13 protein-coding genes are annotated in these 15,490 nt (G+C 59.6%); 9 read left to right on the top strand and 4 right to left on the bottom strand.

Annotation, left to right across the window (positions count from 1 at the left end):
• The first annotated feature begins 36 nt into the window (after window positions 1–36).
• The 3 genes from QD461_RS33630 to QD461_RS33620 all read left to right on the top strand — a co-directional run bounded on the left by QD461_RS33630 (window position 37) and on the right by QD461_RS33620 (window position 3,030).
• Window positions 37–831, top strand: a complete 795-nt coding sequence (locus tag QD461_RS33630) for an ABC transporter ATP-binding protein (protein WP_004119942.1) — start codon at window positions 37–39, stop codon at window positions 829–831.
• Window positions 832–863: 32 nt separating this feature from the next.
• Entirely contained in the window at window positions 864–2,111 is a 1,248-nt protein-coding gene (locus tag QD461_RS33625; protein WP_414091310.1) for an SfnB family sulfur acquisition oxidoreductase, read from the top strand.
• A gap of 688 nt (window positions 2,112–2,799) precedes the next feature.
• Window positions 2,800–3,030: a response regulator transcription factor gene (locus QD461_RS33620; RefSeq protein ID WP_004119948.1), complete on the top strand. Its 231-nt coding sequence runs from the start codon at window positions 2,800–2,802 to the stop codon at window positions 3,028–3,030.
• A 508-nt stretch (window positions 3,031–3,538) separates the two neighbouring features.
• Here QD461_RS33620 and QD461_RS33615 read toward each other — a convergent pair.
• The 3 genes from QD461_RS33615 to QD461_RS33605 all read right to left on the bottom strand — a co-directional run bounded on the left by QD461_RS33615 (window position 3,539) and on the right by QD461_RS33605 (window position 6,746).
• Window positions 3,539–4,354, bottom strand: coding sequence for a carbohydrate ABC transporter permease (locus QD461_RS33615; protein ID WP_004119950.1), 816 nt, complete (start codon window positions 4,352–4,354; stop codon window positions 3,539–3,541).
• Window positions 4,351–5,043, bottom strand: a complete 693-nt coding sequence (locus QD461_RS33610; protein WP_004119953.1) for a carbohydrate ABC transporter permease — start codon at window positions 5,041–5,043, stop codon at window positions 4,351–4,353. Before QD461_RS33610 ends, QD461_RS33615 begins: the two co-directional genes overlap by 4 nt.
• Before the next feature lie 362 nt (window positions 5,044–5,405).
• A complete protein-coding gene (locus QD461_RS33605; RefSeq protein ID WP_414091309.1) occupies window positions 5,406–6,746 on the bottom strand; it encodes an ABC transporter substrate-binding protein in 1,341 nt (446 codons plus the stop codon).
• 383 nt (window positions 6,747–7,129) lie between these two features.
• Between QD461_RS33605 and QD461_RS33600 the strand changes: the two genes are divergently transcribed.
• The 6 genes from QD461_RS33600 (at window position 7,130) to ssuD (ending at window position 13,732) form a co-directional block, all read left to right on the top strand.
• Window positions 7,130–8,539 carry an LLM class flavin-dependent oxidoreductase gene (locus QD461_RS33600; RefSeq protein WP_004119959.1) on the top strand — a complete coding sequence of 470 codons (1,410 nt, stop codon included), beginning with the start codon at window positions 7,130–7,132 and terminating at the stop codon, window positions 8,537–8,539.
• A gap of 27 nt (window positions 8,540–8,566) precedes the next feature.
• Window positions 8,567–9,835 carry an SfnB family sulfur acquisition oxidoreductase gene (locus QD461_RS33595; protein ID WP_414091308.1) on the top strand — a complete coding sequence of 423 codons (1,269 nt, stop codon included), beginning with the start codon at window positions 8,567–8,569 and terminating at the stop codon, window positions 9,833–9,835.
• 7 nt (window positions 9,836–9,842) lie between these two features.
• Window positions 9,843–11,105 carry an SfnB family sulfur acquisition oxidoreductase gene (locus tag QD461_RS33590; protein ID WP_004119965.1) on the top strand — a complete coding sequence of 421 codons (1,263 nt, stop codon included), beginning with the start codon at window positions 9,843–9,845 and terminating at the stop codon, window positions 11,103–11,105.
• 64 nt (window positions 11,106–11,169) lie between these two features.
• Entirely contained in the window at window positions 11,170–11,313 is a 144-nt protein-coding gene (locus tag QD461_RS33585; protein WP_157385366.1) for an FAD/NAD(P)-binding protein, read from the top strand.
• A gap of 586 nt (window positions 11,314–11,899) precedes the next feature.
• Complete coding sequence (locus tag QD461_RS33580; protein WP_135488289.1) at window positions 11,900–12,349, top strand: hypothetical protein; 450 nt, start codon at window positions 11,900–11,902, stop codon at window positions 12,347–12,349.
• Window positions 12,350–12,562: 213 nt separating this feature from the next.
• Window positions 12,563–13,732 carry an FMNH2-dependent alkanesulfonate monooxygenase gene (gene ssuD, locus QD461_RS33575; RefSeq protein WP_004119972.1) on the top strand — a complete coding sequence of 390 codons (1,170 nt, stop codon included), beginning with the start codon at window positions 12,563–12,565 and terminating at the stop codon, window positions 13,730–13,732.
• Between the two features lie 613 nt (window positions 13,733–14,345).
• On the opposite strand, the gene QD461_RS33570 is transcribed toward ssuD, so the two are convergent.
• Window positions 14,346–15,293 carry a hypothetical protein gene (locus QD461_RS33570; RefSeq protein WP_240535456.1) on the bottom strand — a complete coding sequence of 316 codons (948 nt, stop codon included), beginning with the start codon at window positions 15,291–15,293 and terminating at the stop codon, window positions 14,346–14,348.
• Between the last annotated feature and the right edge of the window lie 197 nt (window positions 15,294–15,490).

Below are 15,490 nucleotides of genomic sequence, written 5' to 3'. Positions count from 1 at the left end.
GCTCGCATACGAAACCACACTGAGATTGGGTGGACCATGGCTGGAAAAGACGTTCTGCTGAGCGTGGACGGGATCAAAGCGACCTACAATGGAGCAATCACGGCGCTTCACGGTGTCAGCTTCACACTGCGCCGCGGCGAGATTCTGGCGCTGCTGGGTGCCAATGGCGCCGGCAAGACGACGACGCTCAAGGCGATTTCGAACCTGCTTCCAGCCGAGCGCGGCGAGATTACCGCCGGCGGCGTCCTGTACGAGGGCCGCGACGTCACCACTGCAACGCCGGCCGAATTGGTGCGCGCCGGCCTCGTGCAGGTCCTTGAGGGCCGGCATTGCTTCCGCAATTTGACCATCGAGGAAAATCTCGTTTCCGGCGGCCTTGGACGGAGCGGCTCGCGCTCCGAGATCGCCGCCGATCTGGAGAGAATATACACGATTTTTCCCCGACTAAAGGAGAAGCGCCGCGCGCTGGCCGGTCTTACCTCGGGCGGTGAACAGCAAATGGCGGCGATCGGCCGTGCGCTGATGTCGCGTCCAAAGCTTTTGGTGCTCGACGAACCGTCCATGGGGCTGGCGCCGATCGTCGTGCAGGACATTTTCCGGACGTTGCGGCGGCTGAATGTTGAAGGCGGTCTTTCCATTCTCGTTGCCGAACAGAATTCGGCGATCGCCCTGCGTTATGCCGACCGCGCGACAGTCCTCGAAAACGGCGCTGCAGTGCTTTCGGGAGATGCGGCCGAGTTGCGCGGACGCGACGACGTCAAGGCATTTTATCTCGGTCAGAAATCCACACCGGCATCCATACCCGCCACAACAAGCCTCCCACAGGCCTGATCGGCCGCCATCGTCAACCAGGAGAATCCATCATGACGCTCTCACAGGTCAATACCGAAAATGCCGTCAAGGCTGTGCCGGCGGTTCCTCGTCCGGCTGAGCCCGCCCATGTCATCAAGGACGATGCCGAGGCAATCGCTGTTGCCCGCCGGCTTGCGGCCGAATTCGTGAAGGACTCCGCCAAGCGCGATCGCGAACGCATTTGGCCCGTCGCCGAGTTGGATGCCTTTTCGCAAAGCGGCCTATGGTCGATCAATGTGCCAAAGGCCTTCGGCGGCCCGGAGGTTTCGTACGCCACGCTTGCAAAGGTCATCGAAATCATATCGGCGGCGGATTCATCGATCGGTCAGATCGCCCAGAACCATCTGGGGGTCGTCGCTGCCATCCGGACTGTATCGGATGTCGCCCAGCAGAAACTCCTGTTTGCCGAGGTGCTGAAAGGCACCCGTTTCGGCAACGCTTTTTCGGAATTCGGTTCCAAACGGGCGGTCGATTTCGAAACGCGCTTCAGCGATGCCGGCGACCACGTTGTCRTCAACGGGCGCAAGTTCTATTCCTCCGGCGCTCTGCTCGCGCATCTTGTGCCGATCGTCGCGCTCGATGACGAAGGGCGGGCCTGGTATGCGATTGCCGAGCGGGATGCGCGGGGGCTCACCGTCATCGATGACTGGTCCTCGTTCGGGCAGCGCACGACGCTGTCCGGCACCGTGCTGCTCGACAACGTCAAGGTGCCGAAGACCCATCTCGTGCCTGGATACAAGGGCTATGAAGTGCCGAGCGCAGATGGTGCGATCTTCCAGATCATCCAGGTTGCCGTCGACACCGGTATCGCACAGGCCGCCATTGACGAGACGGTCGCCTTCGTGCGCACCAAGAGCCGGGCATGGGTGGATAGCGGCCAGGATCATGCCTGGGAGGATCCCTATACAATCCAGGCCGTCGGCGACCTGACGCTGCGCCTGCATGCCGCGCAAGCGCTTTTGGAAAAAGCCGGCTATGCAATCGACCGCGCCGTACTGAACCCCAATGCGGAGACGGTCGCCGAAGCGCAGATCGTCACGGCCGAGGCCAAGATCCTATCGACCGAAATCGCGATTGCTGCGACCAACAAGCTGTTCGAACTCGCAGGCACTCGCTCAACACTCGCCGAGCACAACCTCGATCGCCATTGGCGCAATGCGCGCACCCATACGCTCCATGACCCCGTGCGCTGGAAATACGCCATTCTTGGAAGATATTTCCTGAATGGCGAAAATCCCCCGCTGCATGCGTGGAGTTGACGATCCGCAAAAGTCTCTTGCGCCGTCACGGCGTGAGAGACCTCAAGGTTCGTGGCAAAGTGAACCAAATGCGGCCTCTGCCAAACATATGTCGGAGGCGTTGACGAATAAGCCAATATGATCTGCATTATCAAAAGCCGGAGCAGCCGATGGCGCGCATGGATTCGTCTTCGCGCCGCATTTACCTCCTGGCGGCTTTGACGAATTCGTCGGAAAGGTCGTGCCGCTTTTGCAGGAGCGGGGCGTGTATCCGCACCGAAGGCGGAGAAGAGACGCTCCATGCCAACCTCGGCTTGCCTAAACAGTTGCCGGCGGCTGCCCCGTCAGGCTTGGCGGCGGTGATATGAATGATGACGGCCGCCGGCTGTTGCGAGATCGCCAGCGCTTTCGCTGCGACATCCGGCCCTTCGACACGAAAGGCTCTCCTTTTTAAGGGGGTACTTTGGTCAGGCGGCCGGTTCAACCGACAGTCGCTGTCGTGAGTCGGTTCAGAGATTGCTCATCTCGCCATCGAAACCGATTTTTATTGACACTTACCGGCCCCGCCACTGAGGTTCTAGCGCATTTGGCGCCACAGTTGACGATTTGGCACGGTTCTTGAGTCTCGCTTTGGGATCGATCACGGTGACAAGCGCATTGTCCCTTCCGAACCTCTCGCCGGCTCAAGACTCCACCTAGGAACCGCACGATGCAAAACTCGGCCATGAACACGGAATATCCAGCCATCTCAAACCGCGAAAAAGCATGCCTCGCATGGACTGCGAAAGGTAAATCATCGTGGGCGATCGGGAAGACATTGAGCATATCGGAGCACACGGTAAATTTTCATCTTAGGAATGCCATGCGAAAGCTAAACTGCAGCAGCAGAATGGCTGCTGCATTGAAAGCTGTTGAGCTCGGAATCATTGGATGGCATTAGGAATCTGTAATTCGCATCGGGAAGTGCAGGACTAACCGGAATTCGAGTAGAGGGTCGATGAACGAGAAATATCTTCCCATCGCACCAGCAGGTCAGAAGCTCAGAACGCAGGCGGAGCTCGCCTTAAACCCCCTCCGGCGGGGGGCGGGTATATTAACTTCTGCCTTATCGAATCGAGAAATGGGCAGGTCTCCCCGACTTATGAAACTATCTTGCGGCTATCAAGTTGGGCTTGAGGTCAATATTGCTGAACTCGTTCGAAGCTAAATAAGAGATCTTGCGCGGGGGGCGGATCACTGTCACGGGAAGCGGTTTAGGTATGCGAAAAGAACACGCCGGTACGCATGCGAGATGCTCGCCTCGGATCTGGCGACGAAGCAGTTCACTCCCTTTGTCATAAGACTGAGGCGGGTATGGATGCGCCCGAGCTTCTCTAGCGAGGGTGACGGCTCGGAGGAACAATCCCGCCCACTCCTCGGAATTCTCGTGCTTGCACCGTGTCCAGTCGTCATTTGAGGCCGCCATGGGCAAGACCTGCAACGAGATAACGCTGCAGGAAGAGTGCCACCAGATAGACTGGTGCGATGCCCGCGAGAGAAGCAGCCGCCATCTGTCCGAAATTGACCAGCCGATCCCCCTGGAAGAGCGAGATGCCGACGGGAAGCGTGCGCGTCTCGTCGGAAAAGGTGAAGGCGGAGGCAAAGAGGAACTCGTTATAGGCGAGGACCGAGACAATGATCAGCGTCGCCACGATGCCTGGCACAATGATCGGCACGACGATATGGACAAGGATCCGGAAGGGGCCGGCTCCGTCGACTGCTGCCGCCTGTTCAATCTCCAGCGGCATGCGCCGGAGAAAAGGCGTGAGAAGCCAGAAGGCGACGGGAATATTGGCAAAGCCGTAGAGCATCACAAGTCCGGCATGCGTGTTGAGGAGCCCGGTTGCCTTGAGAAGATAGAACAGGGGAATCAGAGCCACGATCGGTGGCGCCATGTAGCTCGACAGAGTGAGATCACCGAGCCACTTGCCACCGATGCCGAGTCGCAGCACGGCGTAGGCGGCGGGGAGGGTGAGCAGCAACGTCAGGGCGCCGGCGAGCAGCGATACGGCAACGGAGTTGGCTATGAATCCTGAAAGACAGGCAGCCTCGAAGGCGGCCGGCCAATTGTCGAGCGTCGGGCTTGTCGGCAGGAAGTGCCCGCTCAGCACGTCGTCTTTGGTCTTGAAAGAAACCGAGATGAGATACGCGATCGGCAGAGTGAAGAAGATGAAGATCGGCGCGGTCGCGGCAACGAGCAGAATGTCGGAGCGGTTGATCTTCATGCGTCTTTCCTCTCGAGATGCTGGTGAATGCGGATGACGGGCCAGAGCACTGCGCCAATTACCAGACTATAGATCAGGGTCTCGGCGGCGGCGCGGGCGACATCGAACTGTTCCAATGCGCGGCGATAGATGGAGAAGCCGGTCGTCGTAGTGGCAAAGCCCGGACCGCCGAACGTCAGGACATAGACGAGGTCGAAGACCTTGAAGGAGAGAATGAGCTTCAGGAGATAGATTGAGGAGAGCGGCGCCGCCACGAGCGGAAGCGTGATGTGCCAGAAGCGTTGCAGAGGTGATGCTCCATCAATGATCGATGCCTCGTGGACGCCTTCGGGAATGGTCGAAAGGGCGGCGAAGCTAAGGATGACGACGAAGGGCGTCCATTGCCAGACATCGGCAACCGCGATCGCGAACCAGGCAAAGACAGGATCGCCCAGGAAGCTTACGGGCGCGTCGACAATGCCAAGGTTCAGGAGCACCCCGTTCAGGAGCCCTCCGGCCGGCGCGAGGATCAACTTCCATGCGACTCCCACCATCACCGGCGGCGTCATGAGCGGCAGCAGGATCAGGCTTACCAGGAACCGTCCGGCCTTCAGGAGCTGGCTGAAGAGCAAGGCGATCAAAAAGCCGATAGCCAGCTGGGTACTCGCCGTGATGAAAGCATAGGCGATGCTCTTGGTCAGAGAGGTCACAAACAGCGGATCCTGGAGGACGTCCCGCACATGTCGCAATCCGACAAAGCTGCGGAAGGGTTTCCCGAGCGTGCTTTTGCTGAGCGCAAGGGCCACCAAGAGAGTGTGGGATAGACCAGGGTCGAGGCGAGCCCGAGCAAGATCGGAGAGATCCACAGCCAACCGATGACCCGGTGTGCCGAAATACCGTGATCTGCCGTCGTTGAGGCGGCGCGTCTTCGAGCGGGGGGGAAATCGATCGCAGTCATGTCATCGTGCCTGTGGTCTTCGTCGTTCTTCTCTGGAAAGGCGTGCCCCCTCGGCCGCGAGCCACGCCTTTGGGACTGGTGTACGACGTCCGCAGGTGGGCCGGGGCTCAATGATCAGCCATTGGCTTCGATGATGTTCGTCCAGGACTTATGGGCATCGGCGATCGCCTGTTCGGCACTTTTGGTCCCGGCAAGGGCGAGGGAGAGTTCATCGGTCAGCGCGTTTTCCAGCTTCGGGGCATAAACGGCCGTGGGCCAGGCGAGGCTGTTTTCAAGTGCACCGTCTGCCAGCAGCGGCTGGACGAGCGGCTGGAAGGCCTTGAACTTTTCGGAGTTAAGGCCGGAGTGACGGTCGGGATCGATACCGGAGCCGGTCAGCGTGAGCAGTTGTTCGTGGTAGCCCTTGCTGGTCGCGAGCTTGATCAGTTCCCAGGCGACGTCCTTGTTCTTCGACCCGCTGGTGATTGCGAAGCCGAAACCGGCGTTGAAGGCAAGACGCGGTGTCTTGTTGGCGCCACCGACTGGAATGCGGGTGACGCCCCACTTGTCGACGATCTTCGAGCCCTTGGGATCCTGGGCGTAGCCGCCGAGGTCAGTCCMAAAGTCGATCTGGGCGGCCTTACCGCTGAGGAAGGCGGGTAGACCTTCCTCGAAGCGCGTCTCGAGCGGCGTCGGCAATGCATGCGGTGCGGATGCGAGGAGCGACTTCAGCGCCTCCACGGCTTCGGCGCTGTCGAGGGCCGAGGTGCCGTCTGCTTTCAGGAAGTTGCCGCCAAAGCCGGTGAGGCGGTTGGCATAGGTCGACAGGATGATCACCGGGATCTTCGCGCCCAGGACTGCAGCACCGTAGATACCGTTCTTGGATTCCGCGTCGGTGATGATCTTGGCGTTTTCATTGTATTCGTCCCAGGTCGTTGCTGGCTTGAGGCCATAACGATCGAAGAGTTCCTTGTTGTAGAACAGAAGGTGGCTGTCGCCGTCATAAGGCAGGCCATAGCGACGGCCTTCATGCAGCGTGTACTGGTCATAGATCGTCTGGATGAAGTCGTCGGGTTGGATTTCCGCCTTGTCTTTCTCGATCAAGTCAGTGACGTCCTCGATCACGCCGTCCTCGGCCAACTGGCCCTTGTAGGTATAGAAATAGTCGATGACGTCGAATTCACCGGCTCCAGATTGAAAGTCGAGGGTCGCCTTGACGCTGACCTGGTCGTAGGGAACGGCGGTTACGTTGACCCTCGCACCCGTAAGCTTCTCGAAATCCTCGGAGATCTTCTTGCCTGTGACGACATGCGGCTGAATGATCAGGAGATTGAGGGTGTGTCCGGCGAACCGATTGCCTGCGGCCAGGGCGGAGGACAAGACGCCCGATGAGAGAAGAGGAAGCGCTCCTGATGCCAGCATGGTCTTCAAGACCGTGCGGCGGCGATATGCTTGGTCGATGATGGGGTCGGACATGAATTGATCCTCGGTTGCGATGGTGCGGGCCGCAGGAATGACCACGGAGCGGTATTCCGTGTGGCACCCGCGTCGGCCTTTGGGGGATCATTCGCCAGATAACTCCTGCCGTTAACCAACAGGAATTTAAAGTACACAAAAAACATAGAATTTCTTTTCGGCGCGACGCTTCGAGCGGCTAGAGCCGAAGTGGCGACGCACGAGCGGATGCTGTCAAATAAGGCCGATCAGCGCGATAACCGAGACGAGAGCCATTCACTGCCCATCAAACTCCGAGAAAAAAATTCCACGAAATAGTCTATAAAAAACATATAATAACTGTTAAATATGTGCAGTGTCTGGATGCTTCGGGGCCAAGCCTGAAATTCGGATGGGATCGAGGAATGACCAAGCAGATACATTTCAACGCCTTCGACATGAACTGCGTGGGTCACCAGTCGCCCGGGCTTTGGGCGCATCCCCGGGACAGATCCTGGAAATACAAGGATCTGGACTACTGGCAAGGTCTTGCGAGGACGCTCGAAAAGGGGGTCTTCGATGGCATCTTCATCGCTGACGTGATCGGCTACTACGACGTCTACAAGGGCAACAACTACCACGCCATCCAACAGGCGGCGCAGATTCCGGTTAATGATCCGATCCAACTCGCGGTCCCGATTGCGCTAGCCACCGAACATCTCGGCATCGGCATCACCGCCTCGATCTCGTTTGAGCACCCCTATCCCTTCGCACGGCGTCTGGCCACCGCCGACCACCTGACAAAGGGGCGCGTCGGCTGGAATATCGTGACCTCCTATCTGGAGAGCGGTGCCAAGAACATTGGACAAGGCGGATTGCGTGCGCATGATAACCGCTACGAAGTGGCGAGCGAATATCTCGAGGTCATCTACAAGCTCCTTGAGGGTTCCTGGGAAGAAGGTGCCGTACTGCGCGACCGCGAGAAACGCATCTTTACCGATCCGTCGAAGGTGCACGAGATCGGCCATAAGGGCCGCTTCTTCGAAGTGCCGGGCTACGCCCTGACCGAGCCGTCGCCGCAGCGTACCCCGGTGCTCTATCAGGCCGGTGCTTCCGGGCCGGGCAAGCAATTCGCGGCGGAGCATGCAGAATGCGTCTTCGTTGCGGCACAGACCAGGACCATTCTGAAGAACTATGTGCGTGATGTCCGGCTGCGGGCGGCGACCGTCGGGCGCGATGCGTCGAAGTTCCGCATCTACAATCTGATGACCGTCATCGTGGACGAAACCGACGAGAAGGCGCGCGCCAAATTCCGCGACTATCTCGATTACGTTTCCTATGATGGCTCGCTGGTTTTCATGTCCGGCTGGACAGGCGTCGACTTTTCGCGCTACGCACCGGACGACCTCGTGCGCAAGGTCGAGACCAACGCCATCCACTCGGCGATCGAGAGCCTTTCGGAAGGCGATCCGAATAAGCGCTGGACGATCAGGGAGCTCGCCGAATGGGGCGGTATCGGCGGTATGGGACCGGTGGTCGTGGGATCGCCCTCCACCATAGCCGACGAGCTGCAGGCCTGGGTTGAGGAGACCGACGTTGACGGCTTCAACCTCGCCTATGCCGTAACTCCCGAGACCTTTGAGGATATCGTCGGCTATCTGGTGCCGGAACTACAGAAGCGCGGGGTCTATCCGACCGGCTATCGCCCCGGAACGCTGCGGGAGAAGCTGTTCGGCGAGGGACCCCATTTGCCCAAGGCCCATCCGGCCGACCGTTACCGCGACATCGAATCCTTCAAACGCAACCAGGCAATTACGCTGGCCAATGCCAGCTGAGGTCCTTAACCGACGAGGTTTTTCCTTATGGGAAGCATCACCGAGACCAAGATTGATCACAGCGTCCATCCGCGCGTCAATTCAACAGACCCATTGTCGCCCCGTCCGCGCCCGGTCAAGCCGGCGCATGTGATCAGGAGCGAAGAGGAGGCTATCCAGATAGCCGAGAAGCTGGCCGCGAGCTTCAAGGTCGGGGCGGCGCTGCGTGACCGGGAGGGACTGCTTCCGATCGCCGAGCTCGACGCGTATTCGCAAAGCGGTCTCTGGAGCATCAACGTGCCGAAAGCTTATGGCGGTCCGGAAGTCTCCTATGCCACGCTCGCAAAGGTGATCGCCATCATCGCTGCGGCCGATCCGGCCATCGCGCAGATCACTCAGAACCATCTGGCGATCGTCGCGACCGTCGATCTCGACGGCACGGAAGGGCAGAAGAAACTGTTCTTCGGCTGGGCGCTCGAAGGGATCCGTTACGGCAACGCCTTCTCCGAACTGAAGAGCAAGACCGTCGCCGATTTCGAGACCAAGGTCGTTCATGATGGCGACGACGTGGTCGTCAACGGAGAGAAATTCTACACGACTGGCGCGCTCCTTGCCCATATCGTGCCGATCGTCGGCGTCGACGAGACTGGCCAGGGCTATCTCGTCTTTGCCGACCGCGACGCCCCCGGTCTCACCGTCACCAACAACTGGTCGAGCTTCGGTCAGCGCACCACCGCGTCGGGTTCGGTTAAGATCGAAAACGTGCGCGTGCCTAAGGCTCGGGCGCTGAAGGTCACCTCTTTCGACCATCCGACAGTCGGCGGCCCTGTCTCGCAGATCATCCAGTCGGCGATCGATGTCGGCATCGCCCGGGGCACGATCGACGATACGATCGAGTTCGTCAGCAAGTATAGCCGGCCTTGGATCGACAGCGGCAAGGCGACCGCCGGCGAAGACCTCTTCACCATTGCCCAGATCGGCGACCTGAAGATCAAGCTGCATGCGGCCGAAGCGCTGCTAGAGATCGCCGGGCACGCCATCGATGTGGCGCGCGCCAATCCGACGCTGGAGACGGTCTCGGAAGCAACGATCAAGACAGGCGAGTCCAAGGTTCTGACGACGGAGATTGCGATCCTGTCAACGAACAAGCTGTTCGAACTTGCAGGAACCCGCTCGMCCCTCGCCGAGCACGGACTTGACCGCCACTGGCGCAATGCCCGCGTCCATACGCTGCATGATCCAGTGCGCTGGAAGTTCTACCATGTCGGCAATTATTATCTGAACCGCGTCCACCCGCCGCGCCACGCCTGGAACTGACCCCAAGATGAGCACAAATGATCGCAAGCTGCACCGGGATGCAGCGCTCACCGCCGGCCGTCCCGCGCCGCGCATAGCCGCGCGCGGGGGCCTGGCCCATGTCATCCGCGATGATGCGGAGGCCATCCAGATCGCGACGGACCTTGCGCTTGAATTCGCGGTCGGTGCCGCTCAGCGCGACCGCGAACGACGCCTTCCGCTTGCGGAGATCGACCGCTTCTCGCAAAGCGGTCTCTGGGCAATCACCATCCCGAAGGAATATGGCGGCGCCGGCGTCTCTGCGGTGACGCTGGCCGAGGTCACCGCCATCATCTCGGCTGCGGACTCTTCAATCGGGCAGATCCCGCAAAATCATTTCTACATGGTAGAGGCGCTGCGACTGACCGGCAGCGAGGAGCAGAAGCAGCACTATTTCCGGGGCGTGCTGCAGGGTGACCGTCTTGGCAACGCCTTCACAGAGATCGGCACGAAGACGCCGGTCGACTTTAAGACGCATTTCGCCGAGCGCGACGGAAAACTCTATCTGAACGGCCAGAAGTTTTACGCGACCGGCTCACTGTTCGCCCATATCGTCGTCGCTGTGGCGAAGGGACCGAATGGCCGCGTCCATTTGGTCTTCATGGACCGGGCTGCTCCGGGGCTCGGCTTCGTCGACGACTGGTCGTCCTTCGGGCAGCGTTCGACAGGGAGCGGGACCGTCACCTTCGACGACGTCGAGGTGGCGCCGTTTCAGATCGTTGACCATGATGGAAGCTTCGAACAGCCGACGCCGATGGGTCCTTTTGCGCAGATAATCCATGCTGCTGTGCAAGTCGGCATCGCGCGCGGGGCGCTCGCGGAGACGATTTCCTACGTTCGTGCCCATGCACGGCCATTTTTTGAACTGACGATCGAGCACGGTTATGAGGATCCGCACACCATACATGGCGTCGGCGACGTCGCGATCAGAGTGCATGCGGCCGACGCGCTGCTCAAAAGGGCGGGGCGGATCATCGACCGCGCCATCGCAGAACCGACGGCGGCGAGCGTAGCGCAGGCATCCGTTGCTGTCGCGGAGGTTAAGGCGCTCGGGACGGAAGTGGCACAGCTTGCCGCCACCAAGCTTATCGAGTTCGGTGGTGCGCGCTCGACGCTCGAAGGCTATGGGCTCGACCGCTTTTGGCGTAATGCCCGCACGCATTCCCTGCATGATCCGGTGCGCTGGAAATATCACCATATCGGAAACTTCTATCTGAATGGCATCCTGCCCCCGCGGCATGGCGCCCTCTGATTTTCAGATTACCTATCGAATTCTGTGGAGATCCGAATGAGATCGCCTTGGCGCTCTGATATCGGTGACGGGTCTGGCCTATGGTACAAACGACCCTGCGCACCGGATAAACGTCTCCGCAGGTAAGATGACACTCTTTCCGGAGCGACCCGACGATTTCCTGAACTGCTCGCAGAGTGTTCGACCGAGGTTGCCGACGAAAGACTGATCGGTCGAGATGGCCTGCCTTATCCCTGGCGTTCCGTTTTCGGTGACTATGTGGCTGCCCGACTGCGCCCCTTGATCGCAGAGGGTCGGATCGTGCACTGCCGAGCCACAATCCAGACAGTTGGCCGAGACGGTCAGGAATATCGCTTGCAGGCTGCCGACTGATCCGAGATTCGAGCCGATTTCCTGGTCCTTGCCGTCAGCCATCCGCCGCCGGCTTTGCCCACGTCCTCGTGCCGTTGCGCGGAGACGGCAAACTCGTCATGGATGTCACGGTCGCTGGTGCGCTGGCCCCATCGCGGCGACCGACCATGTGCTGATTATCGGGAACGGACGGACCGGGCAGACGTCGTGGCATCGCTGAAGCGTCGCGGACGTTATGGCCACATCATCCATCTCTCGGCGCGGTCTTCGTTCGCGCGGGCACAGCCGGCCGGACAGGAGGCGCTGGGCGATCTCGTGACGGAACCCGCAATGACGGCGAGCCGCCTCTTGCGGCACGTGCGCACAGCGGACAGGAAGGCTGAGGCCAAGGGACTGTCCTGGCACTGTGTGCTCGATGCTGTTCGCTTGCAGGGACAAGAAGTGTGGGCCGCTTTGCCGATGGCCGAACGCCGGCCGATCGCCCGCCATGTCAGGCCGTTCTGGGACGTCCACCGCTTCCGCATCCGCCGCAGGTGGAGGATGTCATCAATGATGAGCTCTCCAGCGGCAAACTTGAGATCCTCGCCGCTTCAGTAGCGGCGGTTGAGAGAACCGGCTCCAGCTTCAAGGTGAGCCTACGACAACGGCACAGGCGAGATAGTCGGGAAATCATGGTCGAGGCCATCGTCGTGACAACAGGGCCGGGGCATGGCGCTATTCTCGAGAGCCAGGACTTTTTACGCGACCTTAGCGTCGCCGGCCTCCTGCAGCCCTGCCCGACGTGGCTCGGTATCGCCTGCAATGGTAAAGCACATTCGATCTCTCGAGGGAGTGAAGCCGTGTCTAATGTGCTCATTGCCGGCCCCTTGGCCGAGGAACCTCTGGTGAACTGATGGGTCTGCCCCAGGTCACCGAACACGCCGTGTTCGGTGCGAACCGTATCAGACAGACACTTACTGATCACTTCGGTCACTAAGACCGCCGCAAGAGAACCGATCTTTTCGAAAGCCGCACGATAGTTGGAAGAAAATTGCTTATGAAAACTATAGAATTTAATAATATCGAGAAAATCTGTAACGGTTCTGCCGCTTTTGACAGGAATGGGAATGACGGTAATCGATAGGCCTCTCGACTTTCTTTGGTTCATCCCTTCGTCCGGTGACGGTGCGTATCTGGGGTCGGACGATCTCAGCCGCCCGGCGGATCCCGCCTATTTCCGCGAAATCGCGAAGGCTGCCGACCGGCTGGGATATTCCGGCGTGCTTATCCCAACGGGGGCGGCGTGCGAAGAATCCTTCATTCTGGCCGCCGATCTCGCCGCCCATACCGAGCGACTGAAATTTCTGGTGGCCATTCGGCCGGGTACGGCATCGCCGGCTTATTATGCGCGCCTTGCCGCGACGCTCGACCGCGTTTCCAATGGCCGCCTGCTGATTAACATCGTGGTCGGCGGCAGTGCCCAGGAGCTCGCCGGTGACGGCATTTTCCTGCCGCATGACGAACGCTACGATCATGCGGGCGAGTTCTTCCAGGTGTTCAACTCGCTGGTCGAGACCGGAAAGGCCAACCTCGACGGCAAGTATATCAAGGCCATCGATGCGAGACTTGGCCTGCCGCCTATACAGGAACCGCGCCCTCCGCTCTATTTCGGCGGATCGTCCGACGCTGCAATTGCGTTTTCCGGCGGTATCACCGACAAGTACCTGACCTGGGGCGAACCGCCGGCGCAAGTGGCAGAGAAGATTGCCAAGGTCCGCCAGGCCGCCGCGGCGAAGGGCAAGCACGTCAGCTTCGGCATCCGTCTTCACTTCATCGTTCGCGAGACCGATGAAGAGGCCTGGGCCGCGGCCGACCGGCTGATTTCCAAGCTTTCCGACGAAACGATTGCCGCAGCGCAGGAAGTGTTCGCGAAGAGCTCGGATTCGGTCGGCCAGGCGCGCATGGTCGCCCTGCATCAGGGACGCCGCGAAAAGCTCGAAGTCTCTCCCAATCTCTGGGCGGGGATTGGTCTCGTCCGCACGGGTGCGGGGACCGCACTGGTCGGATCTCCGAAGACCATCGCGGAACGTCTCCGGGAATATCAGGAGCTCGGGATCGATACCGTCATCGCCTCCGGCTATCCGCACCTGGAAGAAGCCTACCGGGTTTGCGAGTTGCTCTTCCCCGAAATAGGCCTGCCCGGCCCTCATGGGCAGATCCGCTCCGCATTCGGCGAACACCGGGTCTTTGGGGGAGGCGGACATGGCGGAAACGTGAAGATCGCATCCGCCTCCTGAAGAATTTACCGGCGAGCTCCTCCTGTCTGGAAGGAGCGCACAATGGCTGCCGCTGGGAGCCGAACCAGAAACCGACGCGGGCGGAGAAGTCGATCCACGGGCCCCGTTGGGATCTTTCATTAGACCTCGTTATTTAGGAGGAGACGGCCGTTTCAGAAGAGTGATTGACTCTAACGCCCCAAATCGCATGGGAAAGGTCGGCTTGCGCTAAATATTGCCTGCGGGCTACCCTCGACAACAGACTGTAGTCTCGTGTCCACCTCGCTCAAATGACCGACGTCTGAGCCGATCAATTCGAAGAGGTGATGGTTCAAGAAGCTGTAGAGATCAGCCGCTAGCCGGGCTGCCTCTTCTCCAAGGCAGGCCAGGTCGTAGATTCGATTGCCAGACCGGGCCTCGACCGTATGCCACAAAAGCGCCTTGCTGACGGAAATGGCGATAACATCCAGGCAAGGAAGACTGACGCCGTCGCTGACATCGAGCTGTACGGTCGCGGAAAACGATGAGTTAAAGCGGCACCTTCCATTTTCCCTATGGAAGGAGGGGTGCAAAGAAACCAGGCTGGTATGTTCGAACGCGCTCAAACATCAGAGCTCACGTGCTACCAGAAAATTCAATCCGGTAGCCACGCGCAATCAATCCAGTGCCGTTCATACCGTTTCGCGAATTCTGTCATCTCCCGGACATTCGCTTGAGGGGTTTGGCAGGCGCGGGCGCAGGTGGTGACCACATCCCGGTAAAAAGTAGGGGAGACCGGCCGAATGCCCTCGTAGTTCATGATCAGGTCGGGAAGGCGCTCCGCGATTGCCTCGCCACGGCGCGCCATGACAACGGTCGGCGGCGTTCCATATGCATTGATCAAGACGTATCGCCAGCTCGGATCTGCCTCTCCCTGCGCGGGAACGAGTTCACAAGGACAAGCATCACCAGCGCCGGAAATCTCCTGATAGATCGCGTCGAGCGCCTGTGCTTTTCTGGCGATCAGGACGTAAGGTCCCGAAGGAGTGTAGCCGCCCATCCGCTCGTCATACGCGACGCCCAACAGGCGTGAAAGGTCGTAGCGGGCCGTTCTGTCCAGGGAGGAGCGTTCCGAGAGAAACCATTGGAGTTGTCGCAGGGTAACGCCGACCGTAGCCGCAATCTCTTTCGGCGGATTGGGCCAGCAGGCGACCAGATTTTTGGCGATTTCCGCCGTATTGTCGTGCTCTTCATAAGCTGGAAACTCGTCATCATCGTCCATGTCGCCTAATGGCTCCTCTCCCGAAAGCAGCCAGGTTCTGCCGCATAAGTTGTCATGGTGAAAATAACGCGGCCGATCGGGCGGCAGCGAGATCTCCCAGGATGACAGCCATGGACCGACTTCCCAATCGACGTCTTCGAGGGGAATGGATGGCGGGGTGCGCATTGGCAACTCCAGCCACCGCTCGATGTTCTCGAGTTTTCGGTTGCTGAGCCTGCGAGGACCCCGGCCGGCCCTCCAGTCGTGATCCTTATGTGCATCGCGGCAAAGGGCCTCGACGGACGCGGCCAGAGACGGATCAACCGGGTCGTGCTTCTTCAAGTACCCCTCCGCAGAGATTATGACTCTTTGACTGGATAGGCCTTGTGGAGTTTTTCACGGGCTTTTTCGGTGGTGAACATCCATTGGATTTGTGCCCTTTGCGCGTTTCTCTGCTGCTGCCAAGCATTGATCTCTGCAATCATCCTGTGTTTGTCGTCGATCCTGCGGTCGAGGCATTGGCTGGCTTTTCAAAACGC

The sequence above is a fragment of the Rhizobium sp. BR 314 genome, assembly GCF_047445805.1.
GTDB classification, from domain to species: domain Bacteria; phylum Pseudomonadota; class Alphaproteobacteria; order Rhizobiales; family Rhizobiaceae; genus Rhizobium; species Rhizobium lusitanum_B.
Note: the sequence above shows the minus strand (reverse complement) of the source record. Positions and strands in the feature narration are given on the sequence as shown.